17 protein-coding genes and 1 tRNA gene are annotated in these 17,371 nt (G+C 46.1%); 9 read left to right on the forward strand and 9 right to left on the reverse strand.

The features are described from left to right. On the forward strand, positions 1-2,000 hold a 2,000-nt coding region (locus JNK13_02465), incomplete at its 5' end, for a hypothetical protein (protein MBL7661594.1). Between the two features lie 18 nt (positions 2,001-2,018). Then, entirely contained in the window at positions 2,019-2,396 is a 378-nt protein-coding gene (locus tag JNK13_02470) for a hypothetical protein (GenBank protein ID MBL7661595.1), read from the forward strand. Positions 2,397-2,433: 37 nt separating this feature from the next. On the opposite strand, the gene JNK13_02475 is transcribed toward JNK13_02470, so the two are convergent. Beyond that, positions 2,434-4,080: a tetratricopeptide repeat protein gene (locus JNK13_02475; GenBank protein ID MBL7661596.1), complete on the reverse strand. Its 1,647-nt coding sequence runs from the start codon at positions 4,078-4,080 to the stop codon at positions 2,434-2,436. 22 nt (positions 4,081-4,102) lie between these two features. Here JNK13_02475 and JNK13_02480 point away from each other — a divergent pair, with 22 nt between their 5' ends. Then, positions 4,103-4,816, forward strand: coding sequence for a glycosyltransferase family 2 protein (locus JNK13_02480; GenBank protein MBL7661597.1), 714 nt, complete (start codon positions 4,103-4,105; stop codon positions 4,814-4,816). Between the two features lie 3 nt (positions 4,817-4,819). Beyond that, positions 4,820-5,146 carry a DUF2304 domain-containing protein gene (locus tag JNK13_02485; GenBank protein MBL7661598.1) on the forward strand — a complete coding sequence of 109 codons (327 nt, stop codon included), beginning with the start codon at positions 4,820-4,822 and terminating at the stop codon, positions 5,144-5,146. Here the strand turns inward: JNK13_02485 and JNK13_02490 are convergent. After that, positions 5,139-5,948, reverse strand: a complete 810-nt coding sequence (locus tag JNK13_02490) for a trypsin-like serine protease (protein MBL7661599.1) — start codon at positions 5,946-5,948, stop codon at positions 5,139-5,141. The two genes, JNK13_02485 and JNK13_02490, sit on opposite strands and share 8 nt — an antisense overlap. A gap of 10 nt (positions 5,949-5,958) precedes the next feature. Then, positions 5,959-6,315 carry a cold shock domain-containing protein gene (locus tag JNK13_02495; protein ID MBL7661600.1) on the reverse strand — a complete coding sequence of 119 codons (357 nt, stop codon included), beginning with the start codon at positions 6,313-6,315 and terminating at the stop codon, positions 5,959-5,961. A 198-nt stretch (positions 6,316-6,513) separates the two neighbouring features. On the opposite strand from JNK13_02495, the gene JNK13_02500 reads away from it, so the two are divergent. Next, the gene (locus tag JNK13_02500; GenBank protein ID MBL7661601.1) at positions 6,514-7,959 is read left to right on the forward strand and encodes a response regulator; all 1,446 of its coding nucleotides are present in this window, start codon (positions 6,514-6,516) and stop codon (positions 7,957-7,959) included. A 525-nt stretch (positions 7,960-8,484) separates the two neighbouring features. After that, positions 8,485-8,904, forward strand: coding sequence for a hypothetical protein (locus JNK13_02505; GenBank protein MBL7661602.1), 420 nt, complete (start codon positions 8,485-8,487; stop codon positions 8,902-8,904). Between the two features lie 86 nt (positions 8,905-8,990). Here JNK13_02505 and JNK13_02510 read toward each other — a convergent pair whose 3' ends face one another. Then, positions 8,991-9,956 (reverse strand): alpha/beta hydrolase, encoded by a 966-nt coding sequence (locus JNK13_02510; GenBank protein MBL7661603.1) that lies wholly within the window; start codon positions 9,954-9,956, stop codon positions 8,991-8,993. 403 nt (positions 9,957-10,359) lie between these two features. On the opposite strand from JNK13_02510, the gene JNK13_02515 reads away from it, so the two are divergent. Then, positions 10,360-12,234: a cation:proton antiporter gene (locus JNK13_02515; GenBank protein ID MBL7661604.1), complete on the forward strand. Its 1,875-nt coding sequence runs from the start codon at positions 10,360-10,362 to the stop codon at positions 12,232-12,234. A gap of 118 nt (positions 12,235-12,352) precedes the next feature. On the opposite strand, the gene JNK13_02520 is transcribed toward JNK13_02515, so the two are convergent. Then, positions 12,353-13,006 (reverse strand): DUF1579 domain-containing protein, encoded by a 654-nt coding sequence (locus tag JNK13_02520; GenBank protein ID MBL7661605.1) that lies wholly within the window; start codon positions 13,004-13,006, stop codon positions 12,353-12,355. Positions 13,007-13,151: 145 nt separating this feature from the next. On the opposite strand from JNK13_02520, the gene JNK13_02525 reads away from it, so the two are divergent. After that, positions 13,152-13,409, forward strand: coding sequence for a hypothetical protein (locus tag JNK13_02525; GenBank protein MBL7661606.1), 258 nt, complete (start codon positions 13,152-13,154; stop codon positions 13,407-13,409). Positions 13,410-13,486: 77 nt separating this feature from the next. On the opposite strand, the gene JNK13_02530 is transcribed toward JNK13_02525, so the two are convergent. From JNK13_02530 to gap, 4 genes are all read right to left on the reverse strand, one after another. Then, positions 13,487-13,570 (reverse strand) — tRNA-Leu (locus JNK13_02530). Positions 13,571-13,755: 185 nt separating this feature from the next. Next, positions 13,756-14,268: a preprotein translocase subunit SecG gene (gene secG / locus JNK13_02535; GenBank protein MBL7661607.1), complete on the reverse strand. Its 513-nt coding sequence runs from the start codon at positions 14,266-14,268 to the stop codon at positions 13,756-13,758. Positions 14,269-14,280: 12 nt separating this feature from the next. After that, positions 14,281-15,060, reverse strand: a complete 780-nt coding sequence (locus JNK13_02540) for a triose-phosphate isomerase (GenBank protein ID MBL7661608.1) — start codon at positions 15,058-15,060, stop codon at positions 14,281-14,283. A 27-nt stretch (positions 15,061-15,087) separates the two neighbouring features. Next, positions 15,088-16,086 carry a type I glyceraldehyde-3-phosphate dehydrogenase gene (gene gap, locus JNK13_02545; protein ID MBL7661609.1) on the reverse strand — a complete coding sequence of 333 codons (999 nt, stop codon included), beginning with the start codon at positions 16,084-16,086 and terminating at the stop codon, positions 15,088-15,090. A 587-nt stretch (positions 16,087-16,673) separates the two neighbouring features. On the opposite strand from gap, the gene tolQ reads away from it, so the two are divergent. Continuing rightward, positions 16,674-17,333, forward strand: coding sequence for a protein TolQ (gene tolQ, locus JNK13_02550; protein MBL7661610.1), 660 nt, complete (start codon positions 16,674-16,676; stop codon positions 17,331-17,333). The last annotated feature ends 38 nt before the right edge of the window (positions 17,334-17,371 follow it).

Genomic DNA, 17,371 nt, shown 5'->3' on the forward strand with positions numbered 1-17,371 from the left:
GCCCACCAGGAGCAACCGGAGCCACCGGCTCAACCGTCGCAACTGGTGCAACCGGATCGAATGGCACTAACGGCTCATCTGGATCTACCGGAGCCACTGGCGCAACAGGAGCCACCGGCGCAACAGGCGTAACGGGTGCAACAGGGGCAACTGGTGCAACCGGAACGAATGGAACTAACGGAGCAACTGGAGCTACCGGAGCAACTGGCGCAACAGGCACAGCAGGAACAAACGGAGCCACTGGCGCAACAGGTGCAACTGGCGCGACAGGCACAGCAGGAACAAATGGTGCCACTGGCACAACAGGAGCCACCGGCGCAACTGGTACAGCAGGAACAAATGGAGCTACAGGTGCAACCGGAGCAACGGGTGCAACTGGCACAGCAGGAACAAACGGAGCTACTGGAGCTACCGGCGCAACGGGCGCAACAGGCGCAACTGGTACAGCAGGAACAAATGGTGCAACTGGAGCTACCGGTGCAACAGGTGCAACTGGCACAGCAGGAACAAATGGTGCAACTGGCGCTACCGGCGCAACTGGCACAACCGGAGCAACTGGTGCAACCGGAGCAAATGGAGCAACGGGCGCAACAGGCGTAACAGGCGTAACGGGTGCAACAGGTGCAACAGGCACAGCAGGAACAAACGGAGCTACTGGAGCTACCGGCGCAACAGGGGCAACAGGCGCAACTGGCACAGCAGGAACAAACGGTGCAACTGGCGCTACCGGCGCAACTGGCACAACCGGAGCAACGGGTGCGACAGGCACAGCAGGAACAAACGGTGCAACTGGCGCTACCGGCGCAACTGGCACAACCGGAGCAACGGGTGCGACAGGCACAGCAGGAACTAACGGAGCTACCGGCGCAACGGGCGCAACAGGGGCAACAGGCGCAACTGGGGCAACAGGCGCAACTGGCACAGCAGGAACAAACGGTGCAACTGGAGCTACCGGTGCAACAGGTGCAACGGGTGCGACAGGCACAGCAGGAACTAACGGAGCTACAGGAGCAACTGGTGCAACCGGAGCAAATGGAGCAACGGGCGCAACAGGCGTAACGGGTGCAACAGGTGCAACTGGCACAGCAGGAACTAACGGCGCAACTGGAGCTACCGGCGCAACGGGTGCAACAGGGGCAACAGGCGCAACAGGCACAGCAGGAACAAATGGTGCAACTGGCGCTACCGGCGCAACTGGCACAACCGGAGCAACGGGTGCGACAGGCACAGCAGGAACTAACGGAGCTACCGGTGCAACGGGCGCAACAGGGGCAACGGGCGCAACAGGGGCAACGGGCGCAACAGGCGTAACGGGTGCAACAGGTGCAACTGGCACAGCAGGAACTAACGGCGCAACTGGAGCTACTGGTGCAACAGGTGCAACGGGTGCGACAGGCACAGCAGGAACTAACGGCGCAACTGGAGCAACCGGCGCAACGGGTGCAACAGGCACAGCAGGAACTAACGGAGCTACCGGTGCAACGGGCGCAACAGGTGCAACAGGTGCAACGGGTGCGACAGGCACAGCAGGAACAAACGGAGCAACAGGTGCAACTGGCACAGCAGGAACAAACGGCGCAACCGGAGCTACCGGTGCAACAGGTGCAACGGGTGCGACAGGCACAGCAGGAACAAACGGAGCAACAGGTGCAACTGGAGCTACCGGAGCAACCGGCGCAACGGGCGCTACCGGTGCAACAGGTGCGACTGGCTTAATCAATACGGGCAGTTGCTATAGAAAAGTTCTCGATGGATCGTCGTCTTCCTCAAATAGCTTGAGAACAGTTGCCGTTGATTGTGATGATACGACAAACGAATGGATGGTTTCTGGGGTTATGCGTACGCCAACTACATCAGCAACCTGCGTCGGGGCTGTCCATCACGAAATGCGACCAACTAGCTCAACAGCTATACCCTACGGCTTGCAAATCACTTCAGATCGTGTTTGTCGCAGCGGTAACTGGATTCTTGGCGTGGAAATTTTATGCTGCCCAAAATAAGTTTAGCTAAGGGTTTATATGAAAAATAAATCATCAATGATTCTTATAGTTTGCATGCTTATGCCTGTTATTGATGCTGCAGCTATCAGCGTGAATGGCGAGTGTATTCAAGGATTGCACTATGGTCATGGCCGCAATCTAACAGTAGCCTTGTCGCCAAGTAATGATCCGAACCGTGACGTTTCTGATATCTCGTTAATCAATGACCAAGATGGCAGCGTCATTAAAAGCCTCCAGGGAGATGACAAAAATACCTTTGTTTTTGAAAACGTCCCCGAAGGTAATTGGTTTGTTAATTGTAAGTATTGCTGCGATGGTATTCCTAAAGAGTCTTCAGCAGTCTCGAATGCTGAGCCAATGAGCATATTGAATGATATCAAAAACACAAAAAAGTAAATTTTAAAGCTCCATGTTGCTGATTCTAAAAGTTTAACTAACTTGATTGTAACAATAACTTTTTCAGTTCGATTGCATCAGCATAATTTGGACTCAAGCGTAGAGCCTCTTCGAGCTTAGATAGGGCTTCCGACCGACGATTTATCGAGGCTAACCAACGGGCATAGTAATAATAAGCGCTTGGCTCAGACGGATTTAATTGTATTGCCCGGGAGAAATACATTTCTGCTTGATCGCTTTTGTTTTGGGCACTGTAAAGAATTCCTAAATTAATATGTAGTGTTGAATAGTTAGGTGTGAGAATCAACGCACGCATAAAGTAATCTTCAGCGATTGCATAATTTCCTTTTTCCATTTGTGATAGGCCGTAATTCATAAGGCCCCGACCATTTTTAGGACTTTTAGTTGCCACGTCAAACCATAAAGCTTCAGCAGAACTCCAGACTCGATTACGCTGCCGAATGCTATAAACGTGTAGGGAAAAGAATATGATCAGGAAAGCGGTTACAGTCATTCGAATCTTTGAATTGTTGATCCTGTAGTGCGCACTAATCCACGTCAGTAGATGCGTAAAGCTGACTGTGACTGCTAGCGTCAGCCCGATGTAAGGTAAAAAAATACGATGATCATTCTGCACTTCGGCGAGTGGAATAATTGAAGAGGTGGGGCATAGCGTTAAAAAAAACCAAGCAATACCAAAACTAACTGGTCGTAACTTAGAAATTCTTGAGCATCTAATTGCGTATGTTAAGATGGAAAGCAGTAATAAAGTCCCGAGGAAAATCCTTGTGTCAGTTGGACTTCTGATTAACTCGAAATCAGAATCTGCAGATAAATTTACCGGAGCGAAGAAAGTAAAGATATAGTGTGCGATAATATAGATCTGAGTTTGAAGATAATCTAAGCGTGATGTGCCGCCTGGCTCCCAATGAGGCGACATGTGTAAACTAAATCCCAATAATCCGAAACCAACTAGAAATTCCGGCAGCGTTCGCCAGATGCAAGCAAAAAGTATTTTGATTAATTTGGAATTAAGCTGCAAATGCTGTTGCTGATCGAAAAGTAGAATATATGCGACCAGCAACGCAGGGTACATTGCTGCCGCTTCTTTTGACAGCACTGCAAGGCCTAGCGCTAAAAGAGATAAACAGCGTAGTAATAGATAGGCCCGATATTGGTAGAGGCAAAATGCAAGAACTAAAAAAAATGTGGAATACAAGTCAGAGCGAGAAATGATATAATTCAAAGTTTCAGCGTTAGCAGTATGAAGTCCGTATATTGCTGTTCCGATTAAGGCAATTTTTGCTGCTGCTTGATATCCAGAGAGAATCAGTAAATGCTTAAAAAATAGGTAGATTAGTACTAATTGTGCTAGATATACGATAAACATCGAGATATGAAACTGTAACGTGCTAATTTTATCACTTAAGGCGTAATCAATTGCCAGTGAGAGCGTGATAATTGGTCGGTAACTCTGATGTGAGGGTATGGTGCTAAAGGTCTTGGGATCGCTAAAAAAAGCTGGCCAATTTTCTAAAGATCTAATCGCAACATTATCAGCTATGGTATGGAAATCATCGAAATGAAATGGGTTGTAAAAGTGGTTAGAGTAGGCAAATATAAGAGCCGAAAATAAGAGTGAAAAAGAAACTACGTTAAATGCCCAATTAGCTTTGAATTTCATTACTAAGCTTGACTCTGTTAATATGCATTCCAAAGTAATACATAAAATCGATTTTCATCAAGTTTGGATTATAGTGCCTGCATATAATGAAGCAACTGTTATTCAATCAGTCCTTATCCCACTTATTGGTGCTGGTTATTCTGTGGTCGTTGTCGACGACTGCTCCAGCGATCAAACGCCAATGCAAGTTACAAATTTGACAGGAGTGCATTTATGCCGGCATCCGATTAACTTAGGCCAAGGCGCAGCATTGCAAACAGGTATTGAGTATGCGCTCTCGCACGGAGCAAAGTATCTTGTAACTTTTGATGCCGATGGTCAGCATGACTATACTTGTATTCCAGATTTAATTTCCCCTTTAATCACGGGGGATGTTGACCTTTGCCTGGGCAGTCGTTTTTGTGCTGGAGCAAGCGTGACGGATATGCCAAAGCAGCGCAGAATACTCCTCAAGTTGGCTACCTTTCTTACGAAAATTACAACTGGGCTTGCCATTTCTGACACACATAATGGATTTCGCGCTTTTACTGCAAGTGCTGCCGCGCAGCTGAAAATAACGCAAAATCGTATGGCGCATGCCTCTCAGATTTTGGCACGAATTAAAGAGAAACGTTTGCGTTATAAAGAAATTCCCGTGAGAATAATTTATACAGATTACTCGCTTAGCAAAGGACAGCATGCGCGCGAAGCAATTAATATTGTTTGGGACAGCGTTACCGAATCTCTTAGAAAATAATTTATGAGTCCAATCAAGCTATTATTACTTACATTACTAGTATGTATGTTTCTTGCATATTTGAGGATTTTTAGGTCTCAAATTTTCGATCGAATATTGGTGCTTATTTTTTTATTGGTCTGTGTAACTTTTGTTGCCTTTCCGAACTTGACAACGCAAATTGCAATAGTAGTGGGGGTAGGTAGGGGGGCTGATTTATTATTGTACCTATTTTGCTTGTTTGCACTCTTTTTATTTCTTTTAGTCTATCGCAAGATTGCTGAGTTGCAGAAGCAGATTACTGAAATGGCGCGGCATGATGCGCTAAATCGAGCAAAGATAGTTAAATAGTTTGAGCTGCTCTAACGTTGCCGAGGATAAAACTTAAGATCTCCGGGTTTTGTAAATTTGTATAGGAAGCGCTATCTCCTGGGCGGCATTCGAGATCCGTTCCGGTTGAGGTCAATCCGACAAGACCGCTTCTAGTAATTCCACTTTCATTGGTGAAGGTAAACACAAGTGGTCCTCCGGAATCTCCACCACAGGTATTTGAACCAATCCCATCAAAGTCATGAAAAAGATGTGTTGGGGTAATGCTTGTGGCAAGAATTTGGCCACTGCGAAGTTGCCCAGATCGATTCTTCTCGTCAAGACCGTACCCATAGATTGAAAATATTTCATTTCCATTTAACTGTTGCGAGGCAACGATTGGTAAGGTTGGTAAGCTAATAGCTTCTTTGAGAAAAATTATTGCGACATCGAAGTAAACTAAGCCTTGCCCCTGGTCGACTCGATACTGTGGGTGCACGCGAATTTCTCTCGCACTAACGTTTCTGCCTTGTACGACAACTGAAACTCCAGCAGGTTCTAGTGGAACACAATGGCCAGCAGTGATCACAGCATTTGCTGAGATTAAAGTGCCTGTGCAAATGTCTGAATTCGTCAGTCCTAGGTCCGTCGTAGAGATCATTACAATTGGCGATCTGCCATCGGCGCAAGCTGTGCCATTTACAATCTTTGTTTGGATACTTTTAAGCCCAATGATGCCACAGGCATCATTTTTCGGAGTCGCGCTGTCGGAGCCGCTAGAGCAACTGCTCAAATAGATACAAAGCCATAAACTTAATACACGATAGATTGGCTTGATGGGCATAATTTTAAGCTTATGAATTTGACTCAGTTTTATTGTCTAAAATCGAACTCTGTTCTGACGAGCTAAAGTTTGTCAGATCTTCAGACAAATGACTGCCGCTAATTGTATTTGTAGCGTCGACTTCAATTTTTAGTTCGGAAATTTTTTCGATTGGTTGATTAGTGCGCCTGACGCAAGCCGCATGAAGGCCTTTTTCACCTTCACTTAGTTCGTATTCAACTTCCTCTCCGTCTTTAAGTGTTTTAAAACCATCGCTTTCAATCACTGAAAAATGAACGAACACATCACTGCCACTTTCGTGGGTGATAAAACCGTATCCCTTAGCATCATTAAACCACTTAACAACGCCTTTTAGTGCTGCGCCCATAAGGCCCCCTAGGACTTGATAAAACTAACTAACCCTATCCACTGATTGCTACTACGAGAAGCGAGTTCTATCAATATAAAACTGCAGCGTAGTTCATCTTGATAAAACTTTCGTAAATTATTGAAAACTGGTGATATAATAGTTCTATATCAGTCGATAGCTGCTGATTTTTGTAGTCTTTATATTAGGATTTCGGGTTTGCATACAAAGAAAATCATAGATTTCTTTACTCTGCCTGCGGCAATTGTGACCAAGGCTGGGATAGTGGTTGCGCGGAATCGCGTCTTGGAAGTTGCTATTCCAGCAATTCAGGATCAACTCAATATTGTAGCACTCGTGACACCCGTTGATGGTGGAAAAATAAAAGTCGACCACGAATGGTCTGGGCTGGTTGAAGTCGAAGGCGAAGAAGAAGCGCAACTCCTCAGCATTTTACCATTTGATCAAGAAACGGTTTTATTTCTCTTCGGGCGTGAAAAAGGGCAGCGCCGTCGTTCAACTTTGCATTTGGAACGAATCGGATCAATCGCAGGAAGCGTTGCTCACGACTTAAACAATATCCTCACAGGGATTCTGGGCCACGTCTCGTTTTTGAGATTGTCTTTCTCAAAAGATCCAGCTCTGGTCGAATCGCTACTAGCGATTGAAGAGGGCGCCAAGCGCGCTGCTGCCTTAACTGGGCAAGTTTTGTCGTTTGCGCGAGATGAAAAAACAGAACTTAAGCCAATTGAATTGTCACAAGTCGTACGCACCAGCCTAGCGCTAATCCGTGGAGCGTTGCCGCCGACAATTTCGATTGAAAGCCACTTGGTCGGGAGTGGTTTTACGGTCTATGGCGATGAAGGCAAACTTAGCCAAGTGCTCATGAATTTATTGGTTAATGCCCGCGATGCGCTGCCGCAAGGTGGCCGAGTGGACGTTTTTCTGGCCAAAGTCATAGTTGATACGAGTGAAACTCGCGGGCAAGTCGTTTTAAATCCCGGAGAATATATCCGGCTCTCAGTGATCGATAACGGCACAGGGATCTCTGAAGAAATTAAGGCGAAAATCTTTGAACCATTTTTCACAACCAAAGATGCCAATGGAACTGGTTTAGGTTTGGCCACTGTCAAGCGTGTGGTTGAGGGTATGAAAGGCGCAATTGAAGTAACTTCAGACGCAGGTCGTGGAGCTCAATTTCATGTTTATTTCCCGGCAATGCAAGCCGCCTCTACTAGCGTTAGCTCCTTAACCTCGGTTCCAACTAAAGAGGATGCTTCAGCGCGAGTTAGTACTAATCAAGGGCAGGGCAAAGTCCTTGTGATTGATGATGAGCAAGTTGTGCGCCAAGTTGTGCAGCGTAGTTTAGAACATTTCGGTTACCTCGTAGAAACTGCTGCTGATGGAATTGCTGGACTTGAAAAACTCAAAGACACTGCTTTCGACTTGATTTTACTTGATATGATGATGCCCAAGATGTCAGGCGAAGAAGTCTTTCGCAGAGCACGCGAACTTGTGCCCACGCAAAAAGTTCTCTTGATGAGTGGATTTGTTAGTGAAAAACGCGCGCAAGCTGTGCTTGATGCTGGAGGTAAAGGGTTTATTCATAAGCCATTCTCGGTTGAGGATCTATCACGCGCCGTCCACGCCTGCCTTTCAGACTAGTTATACGTTCGATCTCGACCAATCTCTTCTGAACGGGAAATTTTTTCTCCGCCTCGTTTATTACAATAAAGTCGGCATCAAAAAAATCCCGTTCGCTCGACATTGGCTCGACTTCGAACGTATAACAAATTTTACGGTCCTCGCAATTTCCGTTATGCGACATCGCCACAACCTCTGACTCTGCAATCAATCTAAAATTTCCAAGTGATCAACGGAATCTGTGTCATTGCGAGGAGTATTGAGACTCTGTCTCAATACGACGCGGCAATCTGTTCACTCAGTAAGACAAATTTGATTGATAGATCGTAATTAATAAACGAATTCATTTGTGCTCTCGAAGTGAGTCAGCGCCGTGAATAATCATTCTACAGATTTTTGCCGTAAGTGAGCGTTCATTCTACAGATTTTTCTTTTCTTTATCTTTGAGAGTGCTAGTACATGCATCAAGAACATAAAAAACAAAGCGGTTTTAAGCGCGGTTTTATAGGGGTTTTAAGAAAACCAAAGTCAAGGAGGGTTAAAACCATGAGTACAATCAATGCCACAAGCGCCGGGAATGAATTTAGCACTGGTGGGGCAGCAGTATTAACCAACCTTCTTGAGCCGGACGTTATTTTGCCAAGCCAATTTGAGGCGGTAGATGGGCAGGGGTTTGTAGGTGGGGAAAGGGGCTTAATGGCAGCAATACTTGCCGACGGAATAGAAGCATATATCGCCCACGTGCATGCCGGAACTGATGATGGTTCTGAAGCAGCACAATGGATTACGACACGTGACATTGCTTACGTGTTCAGCTTCGATAATGTGTGTCAATGTCTCAATATTGACGCTGAATATTTAAGATTGGGGCTTAAGCGTTACCGCGACGCTGCACAAACCGCCCGTAAGAATTCGACAACGTCACAACTTGTTTGGAAAAAAATTCGCCGCCCGCGCAAGCGCTAAGTTGGAGCAAAATTAACACGATCGCAAGTAAACGTTAAACCATAATAGTTATTAATAAAAAGAAATACGGGAGGAGCTGAGTATTCTCATCTCCCCCCGTAACTTCGTTCATGCCACCAGACAGACCGCTCGACATGGCTTTTAATGCTCTCTCTTACTTCTCTACTGGAGTTGTCCAGGCAAACAAAATGCCCAGAATTTTCTAGAAAAGTTGTTGTTGTGTCTGTATTGTTGAGTAGGTCCGGACGTGCTCTCACAAGCACATCCTTTCTTCCATAGAACACAGTCACGCGGCAACGCAACGACTTGAACAGTTTTTGTGCAAGGCACGCAGTTGAAATATATTCACCGAAGAAGCTCCGTGGTAAATATGGGTAAACCCAATGCGCCGTGCAGAATCTTGACAATTCAGCTTGATTCGCCCGGGAACAATACCACTTCAACGTATTTTCTTTGCCGTGTAAGAAAAGCATACAAAGTAGTCCGTAAAGTGGCTTGAACTTATAGGTCCGCCTCAGGATGCTCACTCTCCAGTCCTTCAGCTCGAATGCTGGCGACAGTAAGTGCATACCAACGATGCGCATGTGGCGACCAAGAAAGTTTGTTCGGGCAAACTGCTTACTAGCCAAATTAACCGCTTGCAGAGCTCCATAAGATGCAGCAACGATGTATACGCTTGTTACTCCCTCACTGACGTAGCGTGAGTGCTCAAGTAGGGAGGTTAGGTCCTTTTCTAATTGAACGCTGATGTCGCGATCGGTTAGATATCTAAGTCGCTCAGGGCGGGTGCCAAATCCTGCCAAGGGCGCGACAAATACATCGTAGCCGAGCTCAACTAACCAGTTTGGTATATCGCCGAAAGTCGTAGGTGCTTCAGCTCCAGGGATAAAAACAATCACCGGCTTGGCCGGGTCGTGAATTTCAGTCTGGTAACGAAGCTCGGGAACGTAAACAGTGCTGTTCTTTTCTCCCTTGAAGTTGACGAAATTTCCTGTTCCAAGCGCGCCTTGCGACTCGCTCCAAGAATTGTTGACGAGTCGTATGATTTTCATTTTCTCTGTTTAACTAGGATCGCACTTGGATTTGAAAACCTTTGATTGGTTTACTTGCGACCTATAAAGCAGTATTTATGGGCCGCAATAAGATGACAACTACTCGTATTGATTGCGTTTATATACCCGCACTAGATTAATGTCAATTTATAGGCTAGTATATAGTGCTTCCCTAAGCGACCGGTGCTGACAGTTATGCAGTGTTGGTCGCTTTTAAATTTTTTTTTCGAGTAGAAGTGCTACACCTGCTTCGGTATTTCTAAAAATTCTGCAGATCTATTTTCACCGTGTTTTACAAATTACGGAAGCAGGCTGGTAATAACACAGGTTTTGTCTGCTTGCTTTCGTGTGTCTAGAGGGACGCAAGAAAACCAACTCGGCCACAAGGGCCTAGGTGAAAACAATGAAGTATAAACTCATCGCTTGTGCGATACTCTGCTCATTTGCAGTTCCCGCACTAGCAGGAGGAGCTGCCGCTCAAGGATCCGTGTCGAAAGACACGCTGGCAATCATGATCCTTGGCATCGCCGTAATGATGATCGGAGCGTTGACGCTTCGGTTCTTACTTGCACGCTTCAAGGTCCCGAATCTGGTTTGCGATATTGCTGCCGGAGTCTTCCTTGGACCGACTATTTTGGGCAAAATATTGCCCCACGACCAGTTTGAACGGTTGCTTCCTACACCAGGGTCAACCGAGGCTACGATCTTGCAAGGCGTTGCTTGGCTTGCTGTCTTCATGCTGCTTTACGAGGCAGGCTACGATGTCAACATCAAAAGCATTATGCGCACGGGGAAAGTTGCCTTCCTAACAGGTGGGCTTGGAGCCATAATCACAGGCGCCATTGCCTTCGTCGGGACGCTAATCTGTTTGCAAAATCAGATCATCGTAATTGCTCAGGGCAAACACATTGCTTTCGCAGCATTTATGGCTTGCATCATGGCCATTGCAGCTATGGTAGTAGTCGTGCGTATGCTCGGAGATTTGGGACTAAGTCGCAGTGACTATGCCTCGACCTTGCTGAGTGGCTACGCGTTAAACGAAGTTATCGCCTGGGGTGCAGTTTCGGTACTGATCGGAATCACCGCTCCCAGTAAAGCCGGCATGAGCCCATGGATTACGGTTAGTGTCACACTTTGCGCTTGCGTCTTCTCGTTAACGCTTGGCCAGAAGTTGGCTGAAGCGTTTCTCCAGAAAATCAACAAGCAGCAAGGCTTTGATGCACTCTCGCCGTGGACGATCGGGTTAGTTTTTGCTTGGGTTGGCGTGATGTATCTGCTGGGTTTGAATCCGATGTTCGGGTTTTTCACTGCAGGACTTGCGTTGTCCTCGAGTAAAATCGTCACTGAAGAAATGGTCGAAAGACAGACGCGTCTACTCAAAGAGATTGGAGTTCCGCTGTTTTTCGTCTGGATTGGCCTACGGGTCGACCTAGCAAAGAGTTTCGACTTAGCCCTTGTGCTTTTCGTGCTCGGGCTGTCGATATTGGCGAAATACGTTGGAACCTACTTGCCACTACTTTTTGTCAAGATGCACCGCTGGGAGCGTCATGCTCTTTGTGTTGGTTTCTTGCCGGGTGGCGTAACGCGAGTAGCCGTTGCTGAGGTTGCACGAACTGCTGGGCTCATTCCCGATGCAGTTTTTGTGGCGATTTTGGTTTCAGTCATGGTTTCATCAAGTGGCGTTTCGCTTGCACTCGATCGCATGGTCGGGAGCATTGATGGTGCGAGGTTACGCGCTAGCTTGGTTGACGATCAAATCGTCTTCATCGGCAGTAATACCGAGCGGTCAGTGACAATGCGAGACGCCATGGAACTCTTGCTTGCCAGGATCTTCGAGCAACGTCCTGAAATTGACAAGTTGATCGAGAACAAATATGCAGCTCTGCTTGCGATCCTAGAGCGCGAGGAAGAAACCCCGTCGATTACTTTTACGCGTATTGCTTTTCCTTACCTTGAAGTTGAAGGTCTCACAGCACCTTTAGTCGTGATTGGTGTGGGGGCAAGGCGTATTGAGTGGTCGCATGGCGATGTGAGAAAACCCTCGATTATCGTGCTCAGTCTCATTCCTGCTGGAGATCCTCATCTGGCTACATCGTTCCAGCGCTCACTACGCTTGGCGATGAAACCTCATGGAAGTGAAGTTCCTGGAGAGTGTCGTAATGCTTTCGTTGATCGGAGCGATCCAGCGATTGCATTTAAGCTGCTCTCAGGAAAGTCTCCACGCAGTAAGAAATTCCATGATCGCGATGAAGGGCTTCAAGTAAATGCTGCAATCTAAGTTGGCTGGTTTTCAAAGGAGGTTTCCCAGATTACCAGCCAGCTCCTTTTTATTCTCGAAATAAAAAGCGGGTGCAGCAATTAATTGCTGCACCCGCTTCGCTTAGATGCAAACTCAGTTAGTTTGTTGCTGCTTTTGCTTTACCAGCGCGAGTATATTCGATTTCAAGTACTTTACGCTGATCTGCTCCTTTAGGATCAAACGCTTCATACATTTCGAACATATGCTTATCGTTACTGACTAGTTGCGATTTCATTGTCGAATAAATTGTTTGGCCTGTGACTGGGCAAGTGTAAGATCCAAGATAAGTAAAAGTCTTGGTCTGTGGATCGAACGTTCCCGTGCTATTCATCACGCCAGTTGTCATGTTATCAGTCCAAGTGCTGACATAAGCACCCTTAGAATTGTCATAACCAGTTAGCGCTAAGCCTTCAAACGGTTTGCCCATCATCTGACCTTTGTATTTTTCCTGTAAGAAGCGTCCTCCTAGAATCCAAGAATTTTCAACTGATCCTTTAGATACTGCCGGGGTTCCGTCAGGTGAGTAATAAGACTTAGTTGTCGTATTCCATTTACCAGCAAAGGCATTTAATGTTTTATGAGCATCGCCCGGAGTTCCAGCCTTTTCCCAAGCTGCCATCATTTGCTCATGAGACATTTGTGGTGCTTGAGCGGCTTGAGTTGGGGTAGTTGTTGTTGTGGTTGTAGTTTTTGTCGTAGTGCATGCAGAAATTAATCCACAGAGAGCGACAATTGTGATTATTTTTTTCATATTGAAAAGCTCCTATCTGACGCTGCCTTAGATAGCACAACCTTGTAGAACATCAAGGTTTAATTAATATTAAGTTGTAATTTTAGATCTCCCCTGGAACTGCCGATATAAGCTATAATAACTCTAGCGTTGGAAAATTGAAGTTATGACAAGTGCAACACTTCCTCTCTGGGACAAAATCTGTGCCGAGTGCGAATCGAAGATGCAGTTTGGCTTTTTAGAGCACGCACGTAGCGTGACGAGAGCTGACGCGCTAAACGGTGTGCTCAAGATAGAATGTTCGGCTCAGGCTGCTTATGATTTCTTCACTAAGCCTGCAAATCAACAGTGGATTAAAATCGTGGCACGCCAATTTGAAGACCTTTTACGGATTGAAGTGAGTTTGAATTTACCGCGCGAGTAGGCGGTTGTCGGCGCCGCATTTTTCACTCCCCAAGCTCCAAGCGAGCTACTGAAAAAACAAGAAGAGATAAAGTGAAATGCCCTGGGGGAGACTCGAACTCCCACGCCATTTCTGGCACATGCCCCTCAAACATGCTTGTCTACCAATTTCAACACCAGGGCGGATTGAATAGCCTATAGATTTAATCTGCGGCTAGAGATAAAGCAAGTGTAATAGCAAATTTGTCTTGGATTTGATTTGTAATTACTTAGGCTTGGGCTTGAACTTTGCCTTAACCTTTTACGACATACCCGTAGCAGATTAAGGGAAAGTTCAAGCCAGACGCTGGACTGGAATCGAAGGTGCTTTATCGACCGGCAGGCGCTGCTTCAGCAGGTTTTTCAGCTGGAACTTGTGCTGCCGGAGTAGTTGTCGGTGTAGTTGCCGAAGTTGTTGCTGGTGCAGCGACAACTGGCTCAACAGTGACAGTTTCAGCAGGTGTAGCTGTAGTAGTTTGCGCTGCAGGCTCAGTGCTTGCTTCAGCTTGTGGTGTTGGGCTTGTTGCTTGTGGCTTGTCTTTTGCGACCGGTTCGCCTGCGGGAGTAGTTTGTGTAGGTGTGGTTTTAAATAAATTTCCGTTGTTTAAAGGAGTGACCTTCCCAGTGCTACGTGCGAGCACTAGAGAAGTTGTCAGAAAAACAAGAGCTAAAATCGTCGTCACACGAATTAAAAGATTATCTGCGCCGCCTGCGCCAAATAACGTTTGGCTGCCGCCACCAAATGAAGCACCTAAATCGGCTCCACGTCCATGCTGTAAGAGCACAATCAGCACTAAAAGAATCGCGCAAAAAATGTGAATTGTTGTGATCAATGAAGCCATAGTTATCTCGTCTTATTGTTTTTTTATGCCAGCTTTAATTAAATCTAAAAAATGATCTGCGTCTAGACTTGCCCCACCTGGTAGCAAACCGTCAATTTCAGGTGAATTACATAGCCGTTGTGCGTTATCTCGACTTGCTGAGCCACCATAAATCACACGGATTTGCTCGCCCAATGTTGGTCCGAAAACTTGATTCAATTCGCTACGAATATGGCTATGCATCAGTGCCGCGATTTCAGGTGTTGCCGAAAGTCCAGTGCCAATTGCCCAGACCGGCTCATAAGCGATGATTGCTTGTATAACTTGTGGCTTAGGGAGTTTAGAAATTCCATTTTTAATCTGCAGGGAAACAACTTCACGTGAAATTCCACGCTTATACTCATCACCTGTTTCACCGATGCAGATAATCGGGATTAAGCCTGCGCCAAGACAAGCTTCAGCGCGCTTAAAAACACCTTCATCGCTTTCGCCATAAAATTGACGGCGCTCTGAATGTCCAACTAAAACATGAGACACCCCAAATTCTTTGAGCATCGGCGCAGAAATTTCACCCGTGTGTGCACCAGATGGCAGCCAATGTACGTTTTGCGCGGCAAGCGCGATTGTCGCCTTGTGCCGCGTCAGCTCGCGCTGCATTGTTTCTATTAAGGTGTATGGTACGGCTAAAACAATCTCGGCTTGGTCGGATAATTTTGCTGCTGTTACGGCTGGCGCAAAACGCTCCAAGTACTGGCAAGCTTCCGCGCCAGACTTATTCATCTTCCAGTTACCGATAAAAATTGGCTTTTGCATGCAGTGGTCGTGCCGAGTTTTTACAATTTAAGCTGTAATAAATTTCATCACATCGATCATGCGCTTAGAAAAGCCCATTTCGTTATCGTACCAGCTCAAAACTTTGACCATGCGCTTACCGAGTACCATCGTTTGCGAAAGATCGACTGTTGAAGAGTAGGTTGAACCATTAAAGTCCGTACTCACAAGGGGCTCGTCAGTTACAGCTAAAACGCCTTGCAGGCTTCCGCCAGAAGCGGTGATTAAAGCTTTGTTGATTTCTTCTGTCGTTACGTCCTTCTCGACTTCGCAGACAAAATCCACCAGCGAAACATTGGGCGTGGGCACGCGCACGGCCAAGCCATCGAGCTTGCCTTTTAGCTCCGGAATTACCAATGCCAGCGCTTTTGCCGCACCAGTTGATGTGGGGATCATCGAAAGCGCAGCTGCGCGCGCGCGTCGTAAGTCTTTATGTGGTAAATCAAGAATGCGCTGATCGTTTGTATAGGAATGCACTGTGGTCATCATTCCACGAACAATTCCAAAATTATCAAAGATTACTTTTGCTACCGGTGCTAGGCAGTTTGTCGTGCATGAGCCGTTGGAAATAATATGATGTTCAGATGCTTGATAGTTTTTGTGGTTAACTCCATAGACCATGGTAATATCTGAATCGTTGGCCGGTGCGGAGATGATGACTTTTTTAACACTGCCACCAAGATGGACCGCAGCTTTTTCTTTTGCTGTAAAAACGCCGGTGCACTCTAAAACCACGTCGGCCCCATAGTTTGACCAGCCGACTTTGCTGGGGTCTTTTTCTGCAGTAACTTTAATGGTCGAACCGTTGACAGTAATTGAATTGTCAGTTGCTGAGATTTCTGCAGCCATTTTGCCGTGCACAGAGTCATACTTGAGAAGATGTGCTAGGGTTTGGGCGTCGGTTAGGTCATTGATTGCAACTAGCTTGATACTTGGGTCCTGCGCAGCCAGGCGCACGATATTTCTACCAATTCGACCAAAACCATTAACTGCATATTTAAGAGCCATAATCTTGAGCACTCCGTAGTTCTTTTATAAATCTAGATATTTACACAATGATTCTATTTGCTTAAGGCCTGCATTCGAGGCAAAAAGGAGGCCAAGAAGCATGCTTTTGAAGCAGAGCTTCCCTAGCATAGATTGCTCGACTTGCCAAAAGCTTTGCTGATTCAAGCTGCTTTTGGCAACGGGTATAGACTGAATGCCAAAATGCACACTGTTTAAGTGTAATCTAGCTAACAAGTCTAATTGTCCAGTAAACTGATTTTACTGGACGAAAATAAAAAATACCCGTTGACGAAAGTTTTGTTAACCGAAAAAACTTTTGGCAACGGGTATAGACTGAATGCCAAAACTCATGTTCATTATGCAAAAAACTTTGAGCCAGGCAGATAATAATAGTAGATTCTGCGCTTTGACAGTTTAGCTAAAACTGTCGAGTTACGATTTGGAGTATTATGATTGAGACGATTGATTTTTTCTGTTCGCAAATAATGATCCCATTTGCGCATACCGCTTTGGTGTCGGAGGGGGCGATTGAGTTGGCGCATAATGCGGCAGCTGCAACTCAGCCGTTATCGATGGATCATTCGATTATGGATTTAATTTGGCAGGCCGGAACAGTAGTAAAATTTGTGCTGCTCATCTTAGCCTTGATGTCAGTGGTGACTTGGGGAATTGTCTTTACAAAGTTTTTTCAGCTACGCAAAGCAAAGTCGCAGTCTGAAAAATTCGGCGATATTTTCTGGGGCAGCCGTAATCTGACGCAAATTTCAGATTCAACACAAAGCCTTGCCTCAAGTCCTGTCGCGGCAGTTTTTGCAGCTGGGCACCGTGAACTTGCCCAGATTTTACGGGCGCAGGCAAATAAGGGTGAGCCTTCAGATTTTGGTGATATTGAAAATATTGAGCGCGCATTGAAACGGGCTAAAGCCGAAGAAGTAACGCGCCTCGAATATGGCACAACATTTTTAGCGACAACCGCCTCGGCCGCACCCTTTATTGGGCTATTCGGCACAGTCTGGGGAATTATGAATGCCTTTATGGGCTTAAGTAAGGTTAAAAGCTCATCGATTCAAGCTGTCGCACCAGGTATCTCCGAAGCGCTAATTGCGACAGCAATTGGTTTGGCTGCGGCTATTCCTGCGGCAATCGCTTTTAACTACGTGATGCAGCAAGTGCGCATTTTGGCGCGTAGCATGGATATGTTTTCTGCGGAATTTTTAAATATTGCTCGCCGTCATTTTTTGAAATAGGGCAGTTTAGTATATTGTTGATAGTAGTATTTACTCTT

The organism is bacterium (assembly GCA_016786595.1).
Classification (GTDB): domain Bacteria; phylum Bdellovibrionota_C; class UBA2361; order SZUA-149; family JAEUWB01; genus JAEUWB01.